This is a genomic window from Marivirga tractuosa DSM 4126 (assembly GCF_000183425.1).
Taxonomy (GTDB): Bacteria; Bacteroidota; Bacteroidia; order Cytophagales; family Cyclobacteriaceae; genus Marivirga; species Marivirga tractuosa.
In genome coordinates, this window is the sequence record NC_014759.1 from 1,695,297 (window position 1) to 1,721,113 (window position 25,817).

Sequence of the window (25,817 nt, forward strand, 5' to 3'; positions counted from 1 at the left end):
TCAATGAATATACACCAGCAATCAAGCAAAGCACAAGACAGAACGCTTTCTGTATGGTTTCAGAAGGTTCAAAATGGTGAAATTAAATTACCAAGGTTTCAGAGGCATCAAGCATGGGATAAAAAACGCATCACCAGTTTATTAGATACCATATCTTATAACCTTCCCCTCGGTATTACGCTCGTGCTGGATGTAGGTAATGAGGAAAAATTTGATTCAAGGTATTTGGTTACTGCACCGCAAACTGGTGGTAAGGTAAATGAACATTTATTGGATGGTCAACAAAGACTGACTTCGCTATGGCGATGCATGAATAATAATTACGATTCTGAAAAATACTTTATTTATATACCAGAGTTTGATAATGAAGATGATGGGATGAAGTTTGACCAGATGACCGCCTATTGCCAGAGCAGATGGTTTAAGCGAGATAAGCTATATCCATTGTGGGCAGATTCCCCAAAGTTCTGTTTCAAAAAAGGATTAATTCCAGTAAACCTGCTGCTGCCATTTGATATAAAGACCAAAATTGATGATTGGATTAAGGAAGCAATAGGTCATTTAATGCCTAAAAAAGGGGATGAAGCATTCGAAGATAAATATGAGTACTACTATGAAAAGAAAACGCAGCTCGACAAGAAAATTACGGAGTTAAGAGAGATCATTAGTCATTACAACTTGCCGTATCTCGCACTACCATCCAGTACCTCTATTGATATTGCTCTGCAGGTATTCATTAACATGAACACCAATACTAAACCGCTTTCATTGTATGATGTAATAGTAGCAGAGGTGGAAAGTGTAAAGAGTGTTTCATTGCATGAATTGCAAGCAGAACTAGATGAGAAATATCCTAGAGTGAAGGACTATTTTAAATTAGAGCAGTTAGTGCTCGTCACATCGGCACTACTTCAAGATAAACTACCCAATAACAAAGGTGCATTGGAAATGAGCAAAGCAAAGATGGTGGACAATTGGGCTACCCTCATGGATGGACTGAATAAAATGGTTGTTTTTATGGAGAATGAAGGCATTTATTCAAGGCAAATTTTACCCACCAATGCCGTTTTAGGTGTGATTGCTGCTCTTTATGCCGTAATTCCTGAATCTTTAGATGAAAGAGGAAAAGCTGAAATTTTACTGAGAAAATACCTATGGTCTTCATTTTTTACCGATAGATATGAAAATACTGCGGCATCACGTGCATATCGTGATTATCTAATGCTCAAGAAAATTATCCAGAAAGAACATAAAGAAAATGGTCAGCCATACATTGAACAGGATGTGCCTGTTTTGGATCGTGAATTCTTTGCCATTTCTGACATGGATTTTCTCGCCAAAACTGGATGGGCAAAAAGAGAGAACATCCGAGCTAGAGCCATTATCTGTGTAGCCTCAAAGTTAGGTGCGTATGACTTTTCGGACGGTCAGAAATTAACTAGGTCAAATCTTAAAAACAGAGATTACCATCATATTTTCCCTAAAGCATTTCTGCAAAACCTCGATGTAAATCCTGATCTAGCGTTGAACTGTGCCATGATTTCGTCATCCACCAATAAAAGCTTGGGTGCTAAATCTCCATTAAAATACATCAAAGAAAAAACAGAAGTTTTCGATAATGATACCATCAGACATAGGCTAAACAGTCATTTAATCCCAATGACCAGACTAGTTGAAATTGAAGAAGCCAAGGCATTAGAGAGCAAATATATTGAAAGACAGTATAAGCAATTCCTCAAGGAGAGAGCAGCCATCATGTTAGAAGCTGCTGAACAACTTTGTGAAGGTAAAAACATTACTATTGACAGTATACTATCAAGTAACTCAACATTCTCTGCTGAAGTAAAAGAACTGGACGAAGAGGTGAGTAAAATAGAGCTTGCTACACGTAGATTAATAGCAGAAAAACTCGGTGGGAATAAGCATGCAAAAGAGGTATTCAATGACAAACTGGTGGAGTCTGCAGAGGGCAAGTATAACAGTTGGTTAAAGAAGAATGCTGGTGTTGAGAAAGAAAATCCTATTAGTGTGAGAACGGCATTAAATAACTTAACCTTATCCGATTATAAAGACATACTTACTTCGAAACAACATTGGCAGTTGTTTGAAGATGTTTACGGAGCTAAAGGAAATGTAATGAACCGTTATACTCAGTTGGGTACAATGAGAAATCGTATCAGACATGATAATGAGCTATCTACAGTTGAAAAAAAAGATGGCGAAGCAGCAATTGAATGGTTTAATACCGCATTAATGGAATATTTAGATTAAATAAATACATTATGAGCAACTTCAACTTTCTAAAAGATGAGTGGTCAACACTGTACCAAAACATGGTATTGGCTGAGCAAAGAGTATTCTCTGAGCCAGAGTCTACCGCTATGAAGTGCCGTGTAGCCTTGGAAGAAGTAGTTCACCGTATTTATGAATTGGAATATTTGGATTTACCATTCAATACCGACTTGTTTAGCATGATGCAAGAGCCTGACTTTAGGAATACGATTTCTTTTGACTTAAGGGAGCTAGATATTATACGAAAGACAGGAAATAATGCTGGGCACTATAAAACCCGTAGAGTGACCAAAGAGGATGCCAAAGTAAGCCTCAAATATTCTTTTAGCTTATTAAAATGGTTTGCGGAGACCTACAGTGAAGTGCAACCTGAAACTCCAACACATTTTGATGAAACTGTGATACCGAAAATAGGTGGTGAAGGTCGAAAGATTCAGGAGCAGAGAAAGGAACATGAAGAAGAGAAAAAGAAGCTTCAAGAGCAAATAGATCAATTAATAAAAGAGCAAAAAGAACAGCTTGAGAAGGCAAAGGATTCTGAGAACTCTCTGTTGGAATATAAGCAAGAGATTCAAGCCGCCAAAGCCGCAGTAACTGAGCAAAAGCGAGAGAGACAAGTAAAACCATCTAAGGAATTTTCAGAAGCTGAAACACGTCTTCACCTGATCAACATTGATCTCAAAGAGGCAGGCTGGAATAATTTAAGCGAAGGAAGAGAGCTGGAGTTTCCTGTCAAAGGAATGCCTATTACAAAAGATAATCCCAACGGAAACGGTTATGTTGATTATGTTTTATGGGGAAGCGATGGTAAACCATTAGCACTGGTGGAAGCTAAAAGAACCTCCAAAGATGTTGAAATAGGTAAACACCAAGCGTATTTATATGCTAATTGTCTGGAGGAGATGTATGGGCAACGTCCAATCATCTTCTATACCAATGGCTATGATACCCGATTGTGGGATGACACCTTTTACGCTGGCTCACGAAGAGTGCATGGTTTTTATACCCAAGATGAACTTCAGTGGTTGATCCAGCAGAGAGGGTCACGTAAGGATATCAGACAAGCGAAAGTCGATACAGCAATTGCAGGAAGACCCTACCAGATAGAGGCTATTAAACGTACCGCAGAAACTTTTGTGACTGATAGTCAGGAAGGACTTAGGGGTAATAAAAGAAATGCTCTTTTGGTTATGGCAACAGGATCGGGAAAAACCAGAGTTTCAGCAGCTTTAGTAGATGTATTGTTTAAAAATAATTGGGCAAAGAGAGTATTATTTCTTGCCGATAGAAATGCACTCGTAACCCAAGCCAAAAGAAGTTTCTCAGAGCATTTAAATGACCTATCATCTGTTGATTTAACTCAGGAAAAGGAAAATGACACTACTAGACTGGTCTTTTCTACCTACCAATCTATGATGAATAAAATCGATAATTCCTTTACCGAGGATGAGCGATTTTACGGTGTAGGGCACTTCGATCTTATAGTAATAGATGAAGCACATCGTTCGATCTATAATCGTTACAAGGCAATATTTGAATATTTCGATTCTCTATTGGTTGGCTTAACGGCAACACCAAAAGACAGTATTGACCACAATACTTTTGAGCTTTTTGATTGTGGTAGTGGTGATCCGACATTTTCTTATGAGCTGGAAGAAGCTGTATCCAGTAATTACCTAGTGCCTTTTGAGAATCTGGACGTTTCCACCAAGTTTTTGCGTGAAGGGATTAAATATGCTCAGTTATCTGCCGAAGAAAAAGCTAAATATGAAGAGACCTTCAGGGACTCTACAACAGGTCAATTTCCTGATGAAATTCGATCATCGGCAATCAATAAATGGTTGTTCAATAAGGATACTGTTTACAAAGTCCTCGACCAGTTGATGGAGAAGGGATTACGAATAGAAGGAGGTGATAAACTCGGTCGTACCATTATATTTGCAGTAAATCAAAAACACGCTCAATTTATTGAAGATTGTTTCAAGGAGCGTTATCCAGAACAACCATCTAACTTCATTGCCACCATTCACACGCAGGTCTCACATGCAGAAAGCATGATCAGAGCATTCTGTAATCAGGAAGAAGAAAAACTTCCTCAAATAGCTGTGTCTGTTGATATGATGGATACTGGTATTGATGCACCACGAGTGCTTAATTTAGTGTTCTTCAAAGTGGTGAGATCATACGCAAAGTTTTGGCAAATGATAGGTCGTGGCACTCGATTATGTCCAGATGTGTTTGGTTATAAACAACCCAAAGAGAAATTTCTAATCTTTGATGTTTGCCAGAACTTCGATTTCTTTTCGATAGAGCAAAATGGAAAGTCAGGTACGATAGGAAAGCCACTAACGCAAAGAATTTTCGAGAGCAGATTGCAACTAAGTAGGCTACTAGCAGAGACAGGAGAACCTGATCACCTAGAGCAATCTAAAGAACTTCGTGACATGCTGCACTCAGCTATTGCCACACTGGATAAAAAAAGATTTCAGGTGGATATGCAATACCAATATGTGGAGGAGTTTGAGAAGCGTAAACGATGGAATAATCTGAATGCTGAAGATATACATATCATTGAGGAACATCTGTCTGATTTACCAGTACCTGAGTCCACTAACGAGAACGCTCGGATTTTTGACTTAATGATGCTAAAACTCCAGATCGCACATCTCCTGATTTCAAGTGCCCAAAAAGGCTACCACCAGAAGTTGATCGAAATAGCTGAAGAACTTTCAACCAAATATAATATTCCTCAAGTGATGAAATCACGTACTTTGATAGAGTCGATGAAAGACCCTGATTTTTATAAAACGCTGACCCAGCGAAAAATCGAGGAAATTCGTGTTGAGGTTAGAGAGTTAGTTCAATACCTTGAGAAGGATAAGCAGCCCATTATATACACGAACCTAACCGATTCGGATGCTGAAACAGTTGCTGGTGAGCCATTACCTAAATTTGAAAATGTTGGCATCTATAAGCGAAGAGTGGAGTCTTTTATTAGAGAGAATCAGAATCTTTTGGTGATCTCCAAAATAAAGTCAAATGAAACCATCACTATCGAGGAATTAAAGCAATTGGAAAGCGTTCTATTCGATGGCAGCGAACGTGGTACAAGAGCAGACTTTGTTAAAGAATATGGTGAACAACCATTAGCTAAGCTGATACGGAATATTATTGGATTAGATGTGGCTGCTGCTCAACAGGCTTTTGCAGATTTTATCCAGTCAGGAAACCTAACTGCAAACCAGATAAAATTTATTAACACCATTATTTCCTTCCTCACCAAGAACGGCACTATTGAAAAGAGGATGCTCTTCGAGCCTCCGTTTACGGATATGAATGACCAAGGAATATTAGGTGTATTTGAAGATGCCGAGGCTCATAAAATCATCTCCATTATTCAGGAGATTAATGAAAATGCTGAGGTGGGGTAAGGTGAATAATAAATAGAATGATATCTTGTTTGAAGGTTTAAGTTTCAAAAAATAATTTATTGTCAATCAAGAACAGGCACTTGCTGCTTCTGATGAGCATATTTCATTATATTTTCCATTTGAGCTTTACATATTCGGAATTCGGACTCATTATGTTCATTGAATGACTTAAAATCTGTAAAACCATTGTATCTAACATCTCTACTTGCTGAGTAAAGGGCATAATACATATTCCAACAAGATTTTGATACTGGTGAGCTATTACCTGCTTTTTTGTGGCTAATAATATTGATTATTTCTTCATGGCTAGAAACATTACGACTCAGCTTCTTACGTAATATAGCTTTAATGCAATGTATAGTGACATAAAAAGCAATTGTGATTTTCCAATCAAAGTAATTTTCAGGGAATTTCTCTTCTAAGGCTTCTAGCAACTCTACATTGTATTTGCATTGTTCAATGTATTCTTGCATTTACAATTCAATATTTTCAACAACATTGATTTTATCTGCTAAAGATTTAGAGACGAAAGAGAATATTATTGGATATCGTTTTGAGAATGAGAGGCACTCATACTCTTGTGCGAAGTCATAAAAGGCAAGCCTATTATCAAAGGAATCATCCTTCAGAACTAGCGAAATTTTAAATGAAGTATCTTCAGGACTACTAATTACTGCCTTTTCAATTTTATCTTTTTCAGTCTGTAGAAAACTAATAACAAACCCTTTAACCATTTCTTTTACACTTGATTCAAGAGATTCCCATGTTTTTAACATAGCTTCAAGTGGGGCAGTTCTTATTTTTTCTATTTCTTGAGCGAAAGAATCAGTAACACCAAAACCTAGAAGCTCCTTGCTTGAGCCAGCTTTTTTAGTCAAATGCGATAAAAAATCATGTATTTTATCAACATCATTTTTTAGTGTAGTTTTTTTAACTTCAACTTCTTGTGTCATGATTTGTAATTTATATATACTTATAAATTAAAAGGTCTGCAAAGTTAAAGGAATTTGCAGGATCTACTAGTGATAATAACTTAAATATATAGTATTTAGTTTAGTAATAGCAAAATAATACTTAAAAATAATAAGGATATAAGAAATAAGGTAGTTTCTAGTTCTTATGAAAGTTACTACATTAAAATTAATGATTATTAAATAATAATCGATCTATTCTGTTCTTCATTACTCTAAGAAGACTAGAGATCGCTATAGAACTCCCAATTCTCCAAAACATAATGAAGTGTATTTTCTCCTTTTAACATTTGATATTCCATCTCCAAAATTTCATCAGTAATTTTCAAAGGTGCATTTTCCTGATACTGATATTGAATGTATGTTCTCATTAACTGTTTATAACTGGCATATTGTTTTGGGTCTGTGTAAATCGTATTTTCCATAACCATAAATACGTAGTAGTATGAAATATTCTTAGACACAGACCAAATTGATGAAAAATACTTTTTTTGATGCAACGACTGGGTGACTCATTTGGATTGACATTTATTGTATTTTGAGATAGTAGTTCTGCCACTAAGTTAAGTTTAAAAAGTGAACCAAAAGGTTCGAGAAATGCAATTTTTCATGAATTATTGTAACAATTTATTGATAGTGCCGTATAAGACAAAGTATCTCGGAATTTGGAATGTATTAACAAAGCAGACCTAATTTAATTTAAGACCCAGATTTAAATCTGGAAAAATAACAGAAATAACAAAAAGTATAATAAGGTTGATTGTAATAGTCAATCACAAGTAGTTGTAATTACGGGCTTATTTTAATCGTAGCCAGATTATGACAACATACTCGGATGGAAAACAAATGACGCCTATTTGGATAAGTGTCTTTGGGGAGTAATTACTTAGAATCTATCAGAGAGTTGTTATAATCTGGCTTTTTTATGCCAAAATAATAACTGTTAGAATATATAAATAATATGATTAGAATGAGAAATCAGAATTTGAAAAGTCAAGGACTTTTTAAATCTGGGCACGCATTGCCAAAGTATGCACAAGTTAAAGAAGTATTAAAATTTAAGACTAAAAGTAATGTATAAAATAGAGAATGGAGATTTTGGCAACCTGATACCAGTGACCTCCGAAGAGCACCGAATAATAGTTATGGTCAGAGAAAAACTAATTGAACATGGTATTCCAGTTCATGAATTGTATCAATATGCATTTGATCACAAGAAACAGAAACAATTAAAACGACTTGGATATAAAAAGGATAAAGTCAAAGAAATAAGGCAAGCAGCACTCAATACATTCCTAATTGAGCAAACAGAGAAAGTCCATCTGTATATAATTAAAAGTAATGTAGTCACTCAATTGAGTACTGAAGAATTTATAACTGGCATAATTAAGAGTGAGGCTGATACTGTCTTTTTCGAGATAGTAAATGGTCAAATAGAACTGGCAAAATCAAATAATTTTAATTTGATTAATATCGATCTTCAAGTTCCACCATCTTTCCAGAATATATATGATTTAATAGAATCAGGTGTGAATGTTTCATTGGTAACCACAGAATCTGAAACATTTCGTCCATTGATAACTGAATTTAGGGACTCATCAGAGGGTAAGTTAACTAGGAAAATGTTTACTGACTTTAGTGAAATTGAAGTTGAAATGAACCCTGTTAGAAAGGAAGGAACAGTGTACAGCAGGGATGATTTTGATAGTGATGGTGAAATGTTGATGAATGTGATTGCATCTCAATATGATTTAAAAACGAATCAGGAATCAATTAGAAAGGAAGTTGAGAAGCTGGATCGAAGTGAAGGATACCTCACTAGATTCATTGGAATATCATTCCTACTTCATAATCTAGATGAGGTGAATGACTTATCAAATATGTTAGTTCATCATCTTTATATTTATCATTTAGCAGTTTATGAAGTGCTGAATCCGAAAAATGACATTCCTGATGAAGTAATTGTTGAAATTGAAAAATTGAAACAAGGAATTAATTTCACAAATAATGAGATGATTGAAGCTTTGAGAGATATTTTAGCATATTCAGTCAGTGATAAAATTGGTGATACTTATAATAAAATGAATTTTTTTATGCTATTACAAACTGAAATAAGCATATCAGAAAAATCTGAAGAAGAACTACAAAGCAATATCTTATTGTTGGATAAATTAGAGACTGATATTGAAAAATTAGTAGGAACAATTGTATTGTTTAACTACTATGATATGTACAATCCTGAAGGTTATGATTACATTGAGGGCTTATATTATGCTGCACTTGATGAGATAGGTGATTATATCCATGGTGAATTAGATCTTGATAAAATTGGGCATTTAATGCAATATGTTGATGATGAGAATGGTGAGGATTTAGGTGATGTATTAATGGAGCTGCAGGACGATTTAATTGAAAAACTCATGTACTTCAAGCACAGGCAATTATTTGAAGTACGCATATAATAGATTACTATTAAAAATAGTAAAAGTGGAACAAAACCACTGATTTAAGTTGGTGGTTTTTTTTAATTCTCTACAATATTTAGAAGCTGCAATTTTAATCTTTCAAAGCATGGTATTACTGCCAAGTATACCCATTCAAGAGTATGCAGTCCTTCATGAGAAGTTAATTGTTAAAATACAGCAGGACTTAATTTAAATCTTAAGATGTTGTAGCAACTTATTAAAATATGAAAACTAGACATATATTTCTTAACTATTACCGCAAATTAAGTCAATCACGAGATGGTGATTTGGTTACGTTAGATGATGTATTGGATTTTATAAAGCAACCTACAGGCAGACTAGCAGTCCAGATGCTGAATAAGTATGAAAAGGTGAGCAATATTCCAGAATATTCAGTAGAAGGAAATGAGTTAATTATTATCAATGAAAATAATGAAGTAGAGCAAGTTGATACTTCAGTTGAGAAATATGAACTGCAGGGTGATGAATACTCTAGGAGAAAAGAAAGCGAAGTCGGCTACACCTGCTTCAACTCTTTTTCTAGAATAGGTCGCAGAAAAGGAGACATGTCTTCTCCTACCAATTTTGTTTTTTTAGATATTGACGGCATTGGTAATCCACATAAAGCATCTGATTTAGCTCGCACAACAAGAGAAGTCGTAAAAAAGGCTCTATTGCAGAAATTTGACTTTATCTATTCCATATGGATTTCACTTTCAGGCTTTGGTTTAGGGTTCATCGTTAAATGTGATGCGATACAGAGCAAGAGGCATTATGAAGTAGTGTATGATGAATTAGCCAGTCAATTCGATGATTTTCTTATGAGCTACGGGCTGAATACTGACCCTAATGCAAAAGGATTTACGCAACCAACACTTCTGCCGTATGATCCATCAATAATTGTGAGAGCAGATGCTTCATTATATCCAGCCAAAGATGTTTTGGTGAATGTTAATGAACAGAAAGGTAAAGAAGGAAGCATAGATGCTGGAGAGGACTTAGATTATAGCATGCCGCTAAAAGAACAAGTTTCCAAGGCTATTATATCACAAAAAGTAACTTACTACAGCATATTCCGAAGATATACCGAGTATCCAAATGATAGTATCATCTTGGCAAGGTTAATCGAGGAAAGATATGACATAAATGAAATTGATTATAACTCCTACACGATCTTGAATGATCAAAAATCTGATGTCTATGATGCCAAAGAACCTCTACCTGTGACCAAGAGAATGTATTTTGAAGGTGAGGTAAAAGAAGGGCTACGTAATAACATGATCGGGCTATATGGAATGAAGCTAATATTCAATAACCCGTTCAGATCACCACAAAGATTATTAGATCACCTACAATACGTAAATGCTAATCATTTTCAACCACCATTATCAAAAAAGGAGGTATATAATTCTTTCATTTATAATTACAGGAATTATATGAGTGGAGACCTAGACTTCTCTGGGATAATAGATAAACATGTATATCATCTTTTTCCAAGAAGAGTTGAAGATTACGGAAATGATATTGATGCACGGAAAGCAAAGCAGAAGTTAGCTTCACAGGTACACCATAATAATAAAAAGAGAGAGAAAATTGAATCTATTAAGAATGCAATAATTCTATTAGAAGACACAGGGGGAAAAGTAAACCAAATTAATCTTTCAGAAATAACTGGTATTACCAGAAAGACTGTTTCTAAGTACTTGAAGTTAATCAAAGAGGAAAAGGAGTAATTAGGGTGCATTTTTCTTTTTCTTCTTTCAATGCATAAGTGTTTACCCATTTTATGGATCAGAGAATAAAATGCCTCGCTAGAGATATTTCATTTAATGGGACAGCCATAATGTTTCTACTAACAGAGATACAACAGGTAATTTAGTGCTCAAGGTTATAAAGGTTATATTAGAAGAGACCAAGACTAAATTGCTTACTACCATAAAGATGGATGAGATGGCATCTTAGTGGTATTACTTCAATAGACTTTCAGATATTATAATTCTAGAAAGAAATTCTTCATATCAATATCTAAAGCATCCAACAGCTTGAGAAAGGTAGACATTTGAAAGTTACTTCCGTTTAACACCTTGTACAAAGTAACACGATTGATTTGGTGATCATGGGCGAAATGTTCCATATTAACATAACCCTTCGCTTTAATCAATTCTTTTAGTTTAGCCCCAATGCTTACCAGCCGATTATCCTGTTCCATATACAAATATATGAACAATAAAATATAAGTATGTATACTATTATATGTATATTATAATATGTATATTTACATGTTCTTTAATATGGGTTTAAGTGTTCCATAATTGTAAATACTAGACGCAAAACTATTGAAAATAAAGGTTCAATATTTCTAGAAAGTTACCCTAACATGTTTTTAACCCAATAATGAAGCTGGTACATTCAATAAGTTTTCACTTTTTAAAATATAAAAGAAATGAAAAATCAAAAATATGCTCTCTATGCCCGTGTCTCAACTAGTGATGGAAGACAATCAAACGATAATCAAAAAATTCGCTTGAAAGAGTTCGCTGAGTCCAAAGGTTGGGATTATGAGTTATTTGAGGAACAAGAATCCACAAGAAAAACAAGACCTGTTAAAGCTAGACTACTCCAACGCTTAAGAAATGAAAAGTTTGCGGGTATTGCCGTAGTAAAGCTTGACAGATATGCCAGATCATCAACCGAGTTACTTCTAGAGGTACAAGAGTTATTGGATAGAGGAATAGAATTCCATTCTATCACAGAGAATCTAGACTTTTCTACTGCAACAGGTAAATTACACTTTACAATTTTATCAGCCTTTGCCGAATTTGAAAGAGACCTCATTAGACAAAGAACCATCGAGGGTTTAAACAGAGTAAAAAGTCAAGGCAAGAGTTTAGGAAGACCAATAGGCTCAAAAGATACTAAGAAGCGTAAGACCGATGGTTATAAATTGAGAGAGGCTAAGAAACTGCTGTCGAAAGCAAATAATACTCCTCCTAAATAATTCATTATTAGACTTGACACTTAAATTAGTATTTCAACTCATATATCCTCCCCTGTTAATCAGTTACCAAAAAACCGAACGTTTATTTACCCACACTATCATGAGAATCCGAGAGATGCACCTACTACCAGATGAAAGATTAGCATACACTTCACTGGCTACATTCCGAAGAGCTTACATGATATTAGAATGTGAGCATAAGCAATCATTTGTCAGGTATCGTAATTTGATGAAGAATGTAAAGAAAGTAGATGAGTTTACTCCAGAAGAGATTAAATATTATGTTGATCAATTTGAATACTGTATCACTAATGATCTAATGGTAATATCTCTAAATCTAAATTGATATACTTTATTCAATTAAAGATAAGCTATACACTATCAAATAAAACACCTCTAATGAGGTATTTCATTTTCATAACTATAAAATGGGTAAACACTGGTGCATGGGTAAAAGGAAAAGAATAATGTACCCCTAATTACCCATTTTCAATATTTGAAGATGGTCTATCTAATAGAATCAATCTATACATCATATGTTAAAAACTGGGTTTAAAGTAAGTGAGAGTGATATGTAAATATGCATAACAGTGTTAAGTCATTTAAAGCAAGATTTAATATTCTAGAACATCACACTTACAATCATCAGCATCTCACATCCATCTATTACTAGTAAATCCTAATTGATATCTTGTACATTGTAATGGTGGGGGGAGTATCCCCTCATCATTACTAGAGGGGGTATGCAGGGGGTAGTACCCCGTGCCCGCCTACAGGCGGAACTTCTAAGTAGAAGTTTAGCTAAAAGTAGATTTTATAAAATATTATAATTTTTTATTATTGGTATCTAAGCCGTTACCACTATTAAGGTTACCATTTTTGATGATACCAGAAAGTAGCTTACCTGCACCATCATAATATCGTTGATGATCAGGAGATAAACTCTCACCACGTGCTATCCGATGTTGCAGTCTTCGGTAGTTGATTAAAACTTTGTCATATCTTTGCATATCCAATTTAACGCAGTGAAGAATTTGATAGTTCTCATTATTTTATCATACAATTTCAATGTGTTATCTTAGAGAAAGTAAATCACTGAGAAAGTTGGTGAAAGAGGCAAAAAACTAACTAAAAGTTGTACCAAAAATTTTAAGGTAAGTGGTAATTGATTAAAATACAGTAAGGTAGATAGAAGAGTTTATGGTCTAGCCAACTCCACTAAAGTAACCAACCTGACTGAAAAATGGCGTCTCGGACACCATTCTTCAGGGGTTGATTCCTTTCCTGTTTTTGCAGGAATTCCTCCTTCATTTCATTATAACCACGATTATTGCTTTTAATCCTATGAAATCCATGTCCATACTATTTCTGTTGCGGGCGATGGATTACAGTAATTATAAGGCTAAAAAAAGGTGAACTACAAAGCACACACTTAATTTTCATCTATAATAATTTTTTCTAATCGATAGTCTTATTGTTTAACTCTTGTAAAGTACCTTCGCTAAATTTAAATTTACTGTAAGAATTTTCTACATTAGGTTCTTCTATATTCATCTGCATCTCAACTGTACTCACTTTTCCTTCAGCCACCTCACTTAGTTTTTTTGTTGACTCTACAGTAGAATACCTTGTTTCGTTATTACCTAGATAAATAAGATCATAGACGTATTTAGAATTTTTATATTCACGATATTGTACCGTAAAACTTATTACGAATCTGCCCTGTTTATCATAGAGTCCAATTTGATACATATTATCGTACTTTCCTTGCAATGTAAATACTTTTGCAGTATTACCATTATTCTCAAAACGACTCCAATTTCCATACTCTCTTGTTGCAGATTCTATTTTCATATATTCTGTTTGATCCTCAATAAGATCTTCTGAATTTTGCAGTGAGTAGCCGTCCCAAACAGTAAATATTAATAAGCAAACTAATAAGTAAATAAATTTTTTCATTTTCCTTTTTTTAAATTTTTATTTGTCTAACATCATTATATAAAGCTTCCCAACTCTTTCTCACATATTATTTTACAATGTATCTTTGTCAAGATCCAAATGAACTACAGTCTAATAGACTATTTTTTTAGTAGTCACATGAAATCTTTCATAGAGAAACTGGAACACAATAGTGGAGAAGTTTTCATGAAAAACTTAACTCCTCTCACATAGGTACTAAATAAAACTTATTATGAAACTTGTCAAACCTGTCAATTCTAAAATGAACGGCTTAAAATTGGTTCTTTAGATTTTGAAAATCCTTTTTAAGCTTCTCATTTGTGATGGAAGAATAGGCATCAACAGTCACCTTTATACTTCCATGTCCTAATAATAGGCTTAGGGTTTCAATTGGAACAGCGTTATTTAAAATAATGGTAACGCTGAAGGATTTCCTTGCAAGGTGGAAATGCAGTTTCTTTTTGATTCCGCATACATCCTGAATCTCTTTCAGGTAGGCGTTTACTTTCTGATTGGAGGGAACAGGAATCAGCTTTTTCCTCTTTTTGCTGATTGGGTGGTGCTTATATTTCTCGATTATAGCTACTGCTTTGGGTAGCAAAGGTATCTTTATGCTTTTTTTAGTCTTTTGACGGGTTAGGTTTAGCCAAACTTCTCCGTCATCGGCAACCTCTAAATGCTGCTCGGTCAAGTTGTACACTTCGGTATAGGCTAGTCCAGAATAGCAGCTTAAAATAAATATGTCTCGAATGATATTGAGCCGTTCCATATCAAATTCTGCATGCTCGATTTTATCGATTTCTGCTTGGGTTAGAAATTCTACAGGCTTCTTGGGCAGTTTAATGTTGAAATTATCAAATGGATATTTCTCTAAATAGCCTTTACGCATGGAGATTCGTACTACTCTTGTAAAGCGTTGAAAGTGTTTATAACAGGTGGTTTGCGAATTACTATATCTAGTCTTCAGGAAATGGATGAACTGGTCTAAGAAGTCATAATCCAGTTCGAATAGCTGAATATCCTCTCGCTTGAATTTCACTTGTATAAATTTACCAAGTCGCTGCTTGGTCTGAGAATACTTGACCAGTGTGGGTTTAGAGTAATCGATTCCGATTAGTGATTCAATGTGATCCAGATATTCCTGAAAGGCTTGCATCAGGGTAGTACGCAGAGCCTCATCTCCTTGCAGCTTATCTTTTACTATGTGAGCATTGAATGGCTGTCCTTCCAGCAGTAAGCGGTTGACTATTTTCAATACTTTGGTCTGAAGGGCGACTAGGTTTTGGTTGATGGCTTCAGCAGACAAGTCGCCACCTATTATCTTTTTTCTTCTCTTATCCCATTTACCTGCCAGCACAAAGTGACCAGTAGAAATTTGCACTGATGTATTTGCTGCATGAATACGCAGATAAATAGGGCATTCTCGGTGCTTATTTTGCTTACTTTTTACTAGCCAGAATGATGTTTTTACTCGATTTTCCATGGTGATTTTTTTAAAAACTAACTTTTGGTTTTCTGTAAATCACTGAAAAAGAGTGTAATAGGAGGAGGGAACTAACTTTGTATCATTTTCGGACACTTTTTTAAAACTAGGTACAACAATTAGTCACTTTTTTTAGCCTTATAATTACTGTAATCCATCGCCCGCAACAGAAATAGTATGGACATGGATTTCATAGGATTAAAAGCAATAATCGTGGTTATAATGAAATGAAGGAGGAATTCCTGCAAAAACAGGAAAGGAATCAACCCCTGAAGAATGGTGTCCGAGACGCCATTTTTCAGTCAGGTTGGTTACTTTAGTGGAGTTGGAGGGATTCGAACCCTCGTCCGGATAAGGAAACGATGCATCTTCTACATGCTTAGTTACTAATTAGGTTTTCGAGCCTGTTATGGAAAGTAACAGTCCTGTTGCAGGCCTTAGCTATTTGAGTTTCGCAATGGCTTAATAGCATCACCACGCTAGTTTCTCCTTTCGACACTCCTTGACCGCTCCCGGAAAAACGAAGGAACGAGGAATGTGGCTGGGGAATCCTTTTGGGGACTCAACCCTTAAAGCTTTATCTTAATAAATTAAGATTATGCAGCCATGGCGTAATTAGATTCGCCAATTATAGTTGGAATGAATTACTTAAGGATGTACATTCTCCACCCTGCATGCTAATACATAATTCACACTTACCGTCAATACCGGTCAACCCCATATGTCAATTAATTGCTGCTTCCTTTTGAAGGACTGCAAAAATACAACTTAATTAAAGAATCTCATCATATTAGTCTGTTATACACGATATATTTAACAAATAGATACGTTAAATTTTATTATTTCCATAACACTCTTTCAATCAGTCATATAAAAATTGTTTTAGATTTTTTACAATCCAGGGTTTACATTCCCAATCATTCTTCCTACCTTTGCATCGGCAAATCGGCACGACCAGCTCCTGCTGAACTCCCCCAGGACCGGAAGGTAGCAAGGGTAGGCGGTCGTAGCGGTGCGATGTTGATTTGCCATTTTTACTTCCTTTCCATTTCTACCTACCATTTTTTTCCTAATTATTCTCGCTTGTAGGTTCAATATGTCAGACATTAGTATTTGAACACTGGTAAACCAAGCTCGTATTGATTTGCCCTCAAAAATTAAAACTATCGGTCAATTCTGAATGTCAGACATTCGAGCTTCTTCAAGAAATATTAATGCACAGACATTTTCAATGTCTGACATAAGCACTGATTCCACTTTGGTAGTTTATGGTAATTACTAAATAGATGATTGCCCGTTTTTATTCTTTGTTGTTTATCAGTCCGCATAACAAAGCTGAAAGGTTTCTAATAAGACATTTTCAGATTAAAACATTACCTTTGCGCAAGATTAATTGAACTCAAAAATAACCTTACCAATGAAATTTTTTATTGATACCGCAAACTTAAACGAAATCAAAGAAGCCTATGACATGGGTGTTTTGGATGGCGTAACCACCAACCCTAGCCTTATGGCTAAAGAAGGCATCACTGGAGATGCTAACATCAAAGCCCATTACAAAGCTATTTGCGATATCGTGGATAACAATGTTAGTGCAGAAGTAATTGCTACTGACTACGAAACCATGATGAAAGAGGGCCGAGAGCTTGCTAAAATCGATGACAAAATCGTAGTAAAAGTTCCTATGATCAAAGATGGTGTTAAAGCCATCAAGCAATTCTCAGCTGAAGGCATTAGAACCAATTGTACTTTGGTGTTTTCTTCTGGTCAGGCATTATTGGCTGCTAAAGCAGGTGCTTCTTATGTTTCCCCATTCATAGGTAGATTAGATGACATTTCTACTGATGGCTTGACTTTAATTGAAGATATCATCCGGATTTATGATAACTATGCTTATGAAACTGAAGTTTTAGCTGCTTCTGTCCGTCATACTATGCACTTAATCGAATGTGCCAATATGGGTGCAGATGTAGTAACTTGTCCATTGAAAGTAATTACCGGATTATTGAAACATCCACTTACGGATTCTGGTTTAGCTCAATTCTTAGCAGATCATAAGAAAGGAAATAGCTAAAAGTTGAAATTGGAAATATGAAATATGAAAAATTGCATCTTCATATTTCATATTTCTCCTCTCATATTTAAATTATGTATATTATAAAAGTAAAAGGCAAAGCAAAAATACCTGATTATATCCAGCTTCGGGATGATAATTTTGTGCTAATTGCCTATTTTAGAGCTGACCGTCCGTTAAAAAATTTAGACAAATATGGATTGGAGGGCAAGGAAGAAGCCTTGCAAGAAGTTATAAATCAGTTACCTTTCGGTAAAATTCAAGCTTTGGATATTTAAATAATTCCTAATCTGTGTAAATAAACCTTAGAATCTATAAAGATGTCATCATTTTCCAACGAGCCCGTAATCCGCATTGAAAACGCTACAATCTTTCAGGAAGATAAAGCTATTTTAAGTGATATTTCCTTAAGTATTGGCAAGGGCGAATTTGTGTATCTAATAGGTAGAACAGGAAGTGGGAAAAGTTCACTGATGAAAACGCTCTATGCCGACCTGGATTTAAGATTGGGTCAAATGGAAGTGGCTGGATTTAAAATCAATGGCATTAAGTCGAAGCAAATTGCACAACTTCGCAGGAAGATTAGTGTAATCTTTCAAGACTTCCAGCTTTTGGCTGACAGAACCGTTGCTGAGAACCTATATTTCGTGATGAAGGCTACTGGTTGGAAAGAAAAATCTAAAATGAAAACCCGCATGGCAGATGTTTTAATGCGTGTAGGTTTGGGAGCTGTTGATAATAAAATGCCTCATCAACTTTCGGGTGGTGAGCAACAAAGAGTGGTAATTGCCAGAGCATTAATAAATGAACCTGTCCTCTTAATTGCAGATGAGCCTACAGGAAACTTAGACCCTGAAGTTTCAGAAGGTATATTCAAACTATTCACTGACATTAACAAAAGTGGGACAGCCATTTTGATGGGAACACACGACCACAGTTTTTTAGACACCCACCCCTCACGGGTATTAAAATGTCAGCAAGGTAAACTCTTAGATTCAGATCAAGAAGACTTCGATTTCAAGAGTAATTATTAAATAAATATACAACCATAACGGTTCAATTATATAAGTATATTTTATCTTGCTATATACACTGTTAATCGAATAGTCCCCTTTTCGAACTACCTATATTTAGGTATTTTTAGAATAAACGATATCATTATAGATTGATTTTCATTATCTTACTTATAAAAATTTAAGTATAGAAAATGAAAAAACTTTACATCACACTCGCTTTAAACTTTATTGTATTGATAAGTTTCTCTCAGAAACTACCATTCCAAGGCTACTTAGAAGAATCTGGAGTACCAGTAAATGGTACCAGAACTTTCAATTTTGAATTAACTGACTATGGATGGTCAGAGACGATAGCAAATGTCCCTATTGATAATGGGATTTACAATGTGGTGTTAGGAGAAATTACTTTACTACCAGACACATTATTCTCAAATTTAAATGAAACATCCTTAAATATTACAGTAGATAGCACAAACATAGGCAGTGTTACGCTTTACAAACCTTTAGTGAATGGCCAATCATTACTTGGAAATGAAGCCCCTTTAATAGTTAAAGGGCCAAATGGAGAAACAAAAGCAGAGCTTAATTACTTTGCAAATAATAATGCAGGGAGCCTAGTGTTAAACGGAGCCAATGATTCTACAAAAGTAATCTTAGGGTCAGCTGCAGGAGGTTATGGCGGATTTTTAGGGTTATATGATTCATTAAGAAATATTGGAGCACAGTTAAGAGTAACCAATAAAGGCAGAGGAAATTTATATACTTATAATGAAAATCATAATAATGTAGGCTGGTTTGGAGGTATTGGAAATGATGGCTTCTCACAATTAGTCTCCTATGACAGTACTGGAACTTTAAGCGGGGCTTTATTATTAGGGTCTTTTGCTGATGGAATATATCCTGAAGTTTATTTAGAAGGTGCTGCTCAAGCAAACTTCGGATTAGGTCGCTTTCGAGTAATTCAATTACCGGGTGGAGAAGAAACCACTCAACTAGAAATAAATAGATCAAATGGTGGTGGTCAAGCCAGATTACAAATTAGTCAAGACAATGGAGGTGCTGATCCAACTGGTGTTAGTGGTACATTAGATTTATTTGGTGATTCCTCTCCTAATTTCCTATTTGGGTCTGCAAGCTGGGAAGATCATGATTTGGCGAATATGTCTGCTTATGGTTCCATCCCAGACGGTACTGGTTGGTATTATTCTGCTCTGGATCTTGGTGCATCAAAAACTGGAGATGGTTCTCAGGAATATGGCTTTTTGAATTTTCATAATAACCAAAATGGTAATAGTTATAACACAGTTTCAATATCAGGAAACCTATACGAGTCTAGTGCTGGAGGTATAGATTTAAAAGATAGTTTAGGTACCACAACTGCAATTTTAGAGGCAAGAGGAAACGGCAATTCTGGTCAATTAAAATTAAGAGGAAATAATGGACTTGATATCGCTGCAGTTCAAAATAGAGGAGGAAATAGCGGTCAGGCAGTATTTTATGGAAATGATAGCGGCCTAAAAGCAGAAATTGGTTCATTTGGTGACAATTCTGGCTTTTTAATCACATACGGACAAAACGGTAATAAAAATGTACAATTAGACAGAGATCCTGGCAACACAGACTTAGGGCAATTAACTCTATTTGGCGTAGATGGAATTACACCAAGAGTATTTGCGACCAGTGGTACTGACGGATTGAATGAATGGGGCTCAATTACATTAGACAGTCCAACTGAACAGATTATATTAGATGGCCAGACAAGCACTATTACCGCCACAACAATCACTGCATCCTCAGATAGAAGACTAAAGAAGAATATATCAACTCTTGAAAATTCTCTAGCTAATACATTAAGATTAAGAGGAACAACCTACTATTGGAAAAATGAGAATAGTTCAACGGAAAGACAGATCGGATTAATTGCGCAGGAAGTGGAAGAAGTTTATCCTGAATTTGTTCATACGGATGCAGAGGGAAAGAAATCAGTAAATTATTCGCAGATGACTGCTGTTTTAATTGAAGCCATTAAGGAATTAAATGCTAAAGTTGTTGAACTAGAAAAAGAAAATGACACTTTAACTTCTGCACTCAATGAAACTATGGAGTTATCAAAGAAAATTGATAAGCTGGAAAAACTATTATTGAATGACCAAAAAGTAGCTTCAAATTAATTGAACATTTTTTTTAATTGATTTAACATCAAGCTTATGAAACGAATTTTAATATTTTTTATATTCAGCATTTTATTAGGTAGTCAATTTCTGATTGCTCAAGAGCAAAAAAGGTATAACTACGGAAACATTGCAACTAAGATAGAAAGTGGTAATGTAAGCATGCAGGTATCATCTTCTTCTTATAATACACAAAACCTACAGTCTGGAAGCTTTAAATCAAAGCAAGGGTTCTTATCTATTTTAGCAAGTAGTAATTTTGCAGACTCCTTAGCATTAGTTGATTTATATAATGCGACTAATCCTGGTGACACTACTTGGAATGTTTCAACTGGTTGGCTTACTGCTCCTTTAAATGAATGGCATGGAATAGGACTAAATGCTGAAGGAAGAGTAAATTATCTAGACTTAAACAATAACAATTTGACCGGAACTTTACCGGAAAGTTTAAAAAACTTAGATTCGCTAGAATCCTTCTTTTTTTATGGTAATGCAAATCTTGAAGGTAACCTATTCGACTTTCTTGTAAACTATCCGAATCTTGTCAGTGTAGTCACGCATGATTGTAATTTTACGGGAACAATATTGCCTGAAGCATTCCATCCAAATCTTTCAGAAATTAGATCTTTCAATAACCAATTGACAGGGTCAATTCCCGCAGAGATCAGCAACGCTACAAATTTGGTAGAAATTAATTTATCTGGAAATCAATTAGAAGGTGCTATTCCAGCTGAAATCGGATCACTTGCAGCTTTATTTGAACTTTCACTTGGACAAAACAAGTTAAGCGGAGCAATTCCTACGGAAATAGGGAATCTTACAGGTCTTAGATTCTTAAATTTAGCGAATGATAGCTTGAGTGGCAACATTCCAGTATCATTAGGCCAATTGGATAACTTAGAAGAATTGAACCTCAGTGGAAACTACTTAACTGGTAATATTCCTGAAGAGATTGGACAATTGTCTAATCTTCGAAACCTATTTTTAAATAATAACCAATTATCAGGACAGGTACCTGCCTCTTTAGTGAATTTAGGAGCTCTTGAAGCATTTATTATATACCAAAACCAGCTAGAGGGAACTTTACCCGATATTCTGCACCTGCCAGCTCTTAGAGATTTTGATGTTTGGGGTAATGGAAAGCTTTTTGTAGAAATCCCAGACGATTTAGGAACCTTAACCAACCTTAACACTTTTGCAATAGGAGCTACAGTTGCCAACAGAGGAGAGTTTCCAGAAGGCTTTTATCAGTTGACCAACCTAGTTCGATTAGATTTGGGAGGTCAGCAGTTCACTGGAAGTCTTACTTCAGCGGTAGCAAATTGGACAAATCTAGATAATATCTACTTATGGCAAAATCAACTAAACGGAGCACTTCCACAAGAGTTTACTAGCATTTCCACTTTAAGAACGCTTGACATAAATCAAAACTCCTTTACTTCTATTCCTGATTTTTCAGCAACTAATATTGTTCAATTAAGCGTAATTGGAAATAGACTTAGTTTTAATAGCTTAATTCCAAATTTAGGATTAGCTGAGTTCATTTTCAGAAACCAAAGAAGAGTTGAAGAAGATCAAGATGTGCAACTAAACATAGGAGAAAATTATGAAATAACAACTTCCATGCAAGATCAGGAAGGAAACCAGTATACATGGGTTTTCAATAATGATACAATAGCAACTGATCAACTCAATTTAACTGTAAACAACTTTTCCATAGCTAATTCAGGAAGTTACAGGCTGCTTGCTACTCATCCTGATATCGCTGATTTCTTCATAAGTTCAGGATTCACTAATTTAAAAATCAATGGTGAGCCTAGGACTTGGTATGTTGATAATCGACCTAATACGGCAAAAGATTTTAACAGTCTATACCAAGCCATATATGCAAGTAAAGCTAATGACACTATTTACATTGCAGGTTCACCTGAACCCTATCAAACCTCAGGTGGTTTACTTTTAAATACTCCCAGAGTAATCTATGGCCCAGGATACTTTTTAGACCGAAATGAAGGACTGCAATTCAATACTGATCCCGCAATCATAGGCGATGGATTAACATTAGCCCCAGGTTCTGATGGAACACAAATCTATGGGGTAAGCTTTAGTGCACCTGTTCGTCTTAACAATACCTTTTTTACAGAAGGAGATACCCTGAAAAATATTGGTTTTATTGGAAACCGATTCTTAGAAGGTAGCAATTTTGGTTTTGTAAGTCACATAGATGGACTAACATTTAAAGGAAATTACAACCCAATTTTTGCATTCTATATCACTGATGCACAAGGAGAACAGAGTGGGCTCTATGCCAGTTATGAGAATTTTGATGTTTCTAATAATATTAACATTAGCGTTAGACCATTCAACTTTCAGTTTGCAACATCTGCAAACAACAATGGCATGGACAACATAGTATTCTCCCACAACCTCATTGATACAATTGCAAATATTAATGATGCTGTATTCGAAAACAATATTATTAAAACACATAGCTCAAGCGGCAATACATTTAATAACAACATTGATTATGCAGATAATCTGTTTGAAAATACTTCTGGTAATTTTAATGTAGATAATGATTTCACACCTATCGACACTGGATTACCACAAGGTCCTTTTTCCGGGGAAGATCCATATCAATTAAGTGGTTTGCCTCCAATTCCATCCATCAACAACATCCAAATTGGCAGCAGACTTTCAGCCATTGTGAATGTCAAGAGCAATAATCAAAACAATATACAGCGCCTTAGGTATCAATACAGGAGAAACAACCAAGCCTCCTCGCCATTTAGCGTGCGAGGATTCGAAGCCAGCCCGCAAGTGGAAGTAGAGTTTTTACCTAATCGCAGTGTAATTCAACCAAATCAAACCTATGATTTGATATTTATTGCCATAGACGAGACTGGTAAAAGAAGTCACAGAACCTATATTCCGTATGAAGCAATTGCAGCCAATCTTTCAGGAAATGTGGTGGATGTAGACAATATAAATGTAACTGCAGGGAATGTTAGGCTCTTTGCCATTAACCCATTTGCCAACAAATATGATACAGCGGCAGTCCAATCCCTAGCAGGAAGTAACTCATTTAATTTTGAAAATCTCATATTAGGGGATTACATCATTCTAGCTGATCCTGATGCAAATGAATATCCAAATTTGATTCCCACATATTTAGGAAACACTTTGGATTGGCAAGTTGCTGACACTTTGTTCTTGCAGGAAAATACGAGCGGTATAACCATCGAAGTTGAGAAAGAACCGGAGCCATTAACAGAACCTGGCTCCGAAATTTCAGGTTTTATTGAAGAAGAGTTTGAGGAAGCAGATTCTTCATTAAGGGTTTTACCAAGAAGAAGGGTAAGTGGTGCTGGCGTAAGTGTAAGAACATTATCTGCCTCAACAAGAGAAAACTCAAGTCTGAGACTTTTAAATGACGAATATGAGCTAGTGGCTTATGTTAAAACCGATGAGAATGGAGAGTTTTCATTTCCTAATTTACCTTCTGGCGATTATCGTATTAGGGTTGAATATCCCGGTGTAGAAAATGATGAAACATCTGACATTGATTTCAATTTAAGTGGCGAACAAGGGGAAGTAGTCAGTGTTGAGGCTATAGTAGAAGACGGTGTGATCAAAGTGACCGAAACAGGCCGGGTTACTGCCAATGAACCAGACAAAATAAAGCGCTTTAGTTTTTATCCCAACCCTGCTAGTAATGAACTCAACTTGAAATTAGAAAATTATTTAGAGGCAAGTGAGCTGACTATCTTTGACCTAAAAGGGATTGTTTACAAAAGAATAAAACTAAAAAATAAACAAACAAAAATCGATATTCGTGATTTACCTACAGGTACATACATTCTAAGATTGCAAGATATCGAAGGAAATCACATCATGACCAAAATGATCAAAAATTAAAATCAAGCTGCTCATTCTTAATTCAAGCTTAAGAGTGAGCAGTTTTTAAAACACAAATGAAAAAGGAAATAAGTCTGTAGGCTTGTCAATAATCACGAATTTCCCATCTGCATCAGTGAAAAGTAACTCAAATCCTTGCTGATGCCTTTTTTCAAATTCCAACATCACCTGTCTGCAACCTCCGCAAGGTGGCGCACTTGCCAACTGATCTGAATCCCTCCTACTGGCAGCAATCGCAATCCTCTTAAACTTTTTATCGGGTGCTTGAATACCTGCTCTATACATTGCAGTTCTTTCAGCACACAAACCAGCAGGAAAGGATGCATTTTCTTGATTGGTTCCAGTAATTATTTGTCCATCTTCCAATTCTATTGCCGCCCCTACAGTAAAATTTGAGTACGGAGAATGAGAAAATTTTCGAGCCTCAAGGGCTGAATTCCATAATTTCTGATAATCTGAAGATAAATCATCTACGGATTCATACTTTTTATATTCTATTTGAATTAAATTTTTACTCACAGTAAGATTAATTTTAATGGTTCACAATATACTATATCTTGTAATTTTTGTTCGGAAATTGAACACAATAATTTTAAAGATAAACGTTTTTAGGGCATGAATAGAAAGTGCATTGCAATTATAGTTACTGTTGTTTTTTTTTCTTCTTGCCAAAAACAACCCATCAGTCAATCTCAACCTAGTTATAGACAAGAGACCCCTTCTAGTCTTAACCCTGAAAGCAGGCAAAATTACGGTCAACGACCACAGCCTAAGCATGAAACTTGGTTTTTTGGTTTATTCAAAAAGAAACAGAAATTAAGTTGGGGAGACCAACTTATTGTGGAATATGAGGAAAGAATGAAGGAAAATGTGAAAGAAAAACGAAAAAGAGCCAAAAAAATGGAGAAGCCTCAATATTCCGATTGGACCTATTTTGGGCATAAGAGGAAGCCAAAAAAGCGACCACCTGAAAAAATGAAATATTGCGAAGAGTGTGGCATTAGACATTAAATTGACCATTTAACATCAAAAAACCTTC

The 25,817-nt window shown here is 35.4% G+C and carries 20 protein-coding genes and 2 other RNA genes; 13 read left to right on the top strand and 9 right to left on the bottom strand.

Annotated features, from left to right (window positions below; all coding sequences use genetic code 11):
- Positions 1-3: 3 nt before the first annotated feature.
- Positions 4-2,271, top strand: a complete 2,268-nt coding sequence (locus tag FTRAC_RS06970; RefSeq protein WP_013453532.1) for a DUF262 domain-containing protein — start codon at positions 4-6, stop codon at positions 2,269-2,271.
- An 11-nt stretch (positions 2,272-2,282) separates the two neighbouring features.
- Positions 2,283-5,723 (top strand): DEAD/DEAH box helicase family protein, encoded by a 3,441-nt coding sequence (locus FTRAC_RS06975; protein WP_013453533.1) that lies wholly within the window; start codon positions 2,283-2,285, stop codon positions 5,721-5,723.
- 62 nt (positions 5,724-5,785) lie between these two features.
- Here FTRAC_RS06975 and FTRAC_RS06980 read toward each other — a convergent pair whose 3' ends face one another.
- The 3 genes from FTRAC_RS06980 to FTRAC_RS06990 form a co-directional block, all read right to left on the bottom strand.
- Entirely contained in the window at positions 5,786-6,196 is a 411-nt protein-coding gene (locus FTRAC_RS06980; protein ID WP_013453534.1) for a hypothetical protein, read from the bottom strand.
- Entirely contained in the window at positions 6,197-6,676 is a 480-nt protein-coding gene (locus FTRAC_RS06985) for a hypothetical protein (RefSeq protein ID WP_013453535.1), read from the bottom strand.
- A 242-nt stretch (positions 6,677-6,918) separates the two neighbouring features.
- Complete coding sequence (locus tag FTRAC_RS06990) at positions 6,919-7,119, bottom strand: hypothetical protein (protein ID WP_041649605.1); 201 nt, start codon at positions 7,117-7,119, stop codon at positions 6,919-6,921.
- Positions 7,120-7,767: 648 nt separating this feature from the next.
- Here FTRAC_RS06990 and FTRAC_RS06995 point away from each other — a divergent pair.
- Positions 7,768-9,156 carry a hypothetical protein gene (locus FTRAC_RS06995; protein ID WP_013453538.1) on the top strand — a complete coding sequence of 463 codons (1,389 nt, stop codon included), beginning with the start codon at positions 7,768-7,770 and terminating at the stop codon, positions 9,154-9,156.
- A gap of 227 nt (positions 9,157-9,383) precedes the next feature.
- Positions 9,384-10,892, top strand: coding sequence for a BT4734/BF3469 family protein (locus tag FTRAC_RS07000; RefSeq protein WP_013453539.1), 1,509 nt, complete (start codon positions 9,384-9,386; stop codon positions 10,890-10,892).
- A gap of 257 nt (positions 10,893-11,149) precedes the next feature.
- Here FTRAC_RS07000 and FTRAC_RS07005 read toward each other — a convergent pair whose 3' ends face one another.
- Entirely contained in the window at positions 11,150-11,368 is a 219-nt protein-coding gene (locus FTRAC_RS07005) for a helix-turn-helix domain-containing protein (RefSeq protein ID WP_013453540.1), read from the bottom strand.
- Between the two features lie 234 nt (positions 11,369-11,602).
- On the opposite strand from FTRAC_RS07005, the gene FTRAC_RS07010 reads away from it, so the two are divergent.
- Positions 11,603-12,157 carry a recombinase family protein gene (locus FTRAC_RS07010; RefSeq protein WP_013453541.1) on the top strand — a complete coding sequence of 185 codons (555 nt, stop codon included), beginning with the start codon at positions 11,603-11,605 and terminating at the stop codon, positions 12,155-12,157.
- A gap of 100 nt (positions 12,158-12,257) precedes the next feature.
- Positions 12,258-12,503, top strand: a complete 246-nt coding sequence (locus FTRAC_RS07015) for a hypothetical protein (RefSeq protein ID WP_041649608.1) — start codon at positions 12,258-12,260, stop codon at positions 12,501-12,503.
- A 478-nt stretch (positions 12,504-12,981) separates the two neighbouring features.
- Here FTRAC_RS07015 and FTRAC_RS07020 read toward each other — a convergent pair whose 3' ends face one another.
- The 4 genes from FTRAC_RS07020 to ssrA all read right to left on the bottom strand — a co-directional run bounded on the left by FTRAC_RS07020 (position 12,982) and on the right by ssrA (position 16,318).
- Positions 12,982-13,167, bottom strand: coding sequence for a hypothetical protein (locus FTRAC_RS07020; protein WP_013453525.1), 186 nt, complete (start codon positions 13,165-13,167; stop codon positions 12,982-12,984).
- 448 nt (positions 13,168-13,615) lie between these two features.
- Positions 13,616-14,116, bottom strand: a complete 501-nt coding sequence (locus tag FTRAC_RS07025; protein WP_013453542.1) for a hypothetical protein — start codon at positions 14,114-14,116, stop codon at positions 13,616-13,618.
- 271 nt (positions 14,117-14,387) lie between these two features.
- On the bottom strand, positions 14,388-15,599 hold the full coding sequence (locus tag FTRAC_RS07030; protein ID WP_013453543.1) for a site-specific integrase: 1,212 nt from the start codon (positions 15,597-15,599) through the stop codon (positions 14,388-14,390).
- Between the two features lie 317 nt (positions 15,600-15,916).
- Positions 15,917-16,318: a transfer-messenger RNA gene (gene ssrA / locus FTRAC_RS19590) on the bottom strand.
- A gap of 218 nt (positions 16,319-16,536) precedes the next feature.
- On the opposite strand from ssrA, the gene ffs reads away from it, so the two are divergent.
- From ffs to FTRAC_RS19235, 6 genes are all read left to right on the top strand, one after another.
- An RNA gene (gene ffs, locus FTRAC_RS19540) (signal recognition particle sRNA small type) lies at positions 16,537-16,634 on the top strand.
- Between the two features lie 382 nt (positions 16,635-17,016).
- Entirely contained in the window at positions 17,017-17,673 is a 657-nt protein-coding gene (gene fsa / locus FTRAC_RS07040) for a fructose-6-phosphate aldolase (RefSeq protein ID WP_013453544.1), read from the top strand.
- Between the two features lie 74 nt (positions 17,674-17,747).
- Entirely contained in the window at positions 17,748-17,951 is a 204-nt protein-coding gene (locus tag FTRAC_RS07045) for a hypothetical protein (RefSeq protein WP_013453545.1), read from the top strand.
- A gap of 42 nt (positions 17,952-17,993) precedes the next feature.
- Positions 17,994-18,707: a cell division ATP-binding protein FtsE gene (locus FTRAC_RS07050; protein ID WP_013453546.1), complete on the top strand. Its 714-nt coding sequence runs from the start codon at positions 17,994-17,996 to the stop codon at positions 18,705-18,707.
- Positions 18,708-18,880: 173 nt separating this feature from the next.
- Positions 18,881-20,860, top strand: a complete 1,980-nt coding sequence (locus FTRAC_RS19230) for a tail fiber domain-containing protein (RefSeq protein WP_013453547.1) — start codon at positions 18,881-18,883, stop codon at positions 20,858-20,860.
- A gap of 36 nt (positions 20,861-20,896) precedes the next feature.
- Entirely contained in the window at positions 20,897-24,778 is a 3,882-nt protein-coding gene (locus FTRAC_RS19235) for a T9SS type A sorting domain-containing protein (protein WP_013453548.1), read from the top strand.
- 45 nt (positions 24,779-24,823) lie between these two features.
- Here the strand turns inward: FTRAC_RS19235 and FTRAC_RS07065 are convergent, their stop codons facing one another.
- Positions 24,824-25,297 carry a cytidine deaminase gene (locus tag FTRAC_RS07065; RefSeq protein ID WP_013453549.1) on the bottom strand — a complete coding sequence of 158 codons (474 nt, stop codon included), beginning with the start codon at positions 25,295-25,297 and terminating at the stop codon, positions 24,824-24,826.
- Between the two features lie 96 nt (positions 25,298-25,393).
- On the opposite strand from FTRAC_RS07065, the gene FTRAC_RS19240 reads away from it, so the two are divergent.
- Positions 25,394-25,789 carry a hypothetical protein gene (locus FTRAC_RS19240; RefSeq protein WP_013453550.1) on the top strand — a complete coding sequence of 132 codons (396 nt, stop codon included), beginning with the start codon at positions 25,394-25,396 and terminating at the stop codon, positions 25,787-25,789.
- Positions 25,790-25,817: the final 28 nt, after the last annotated feature.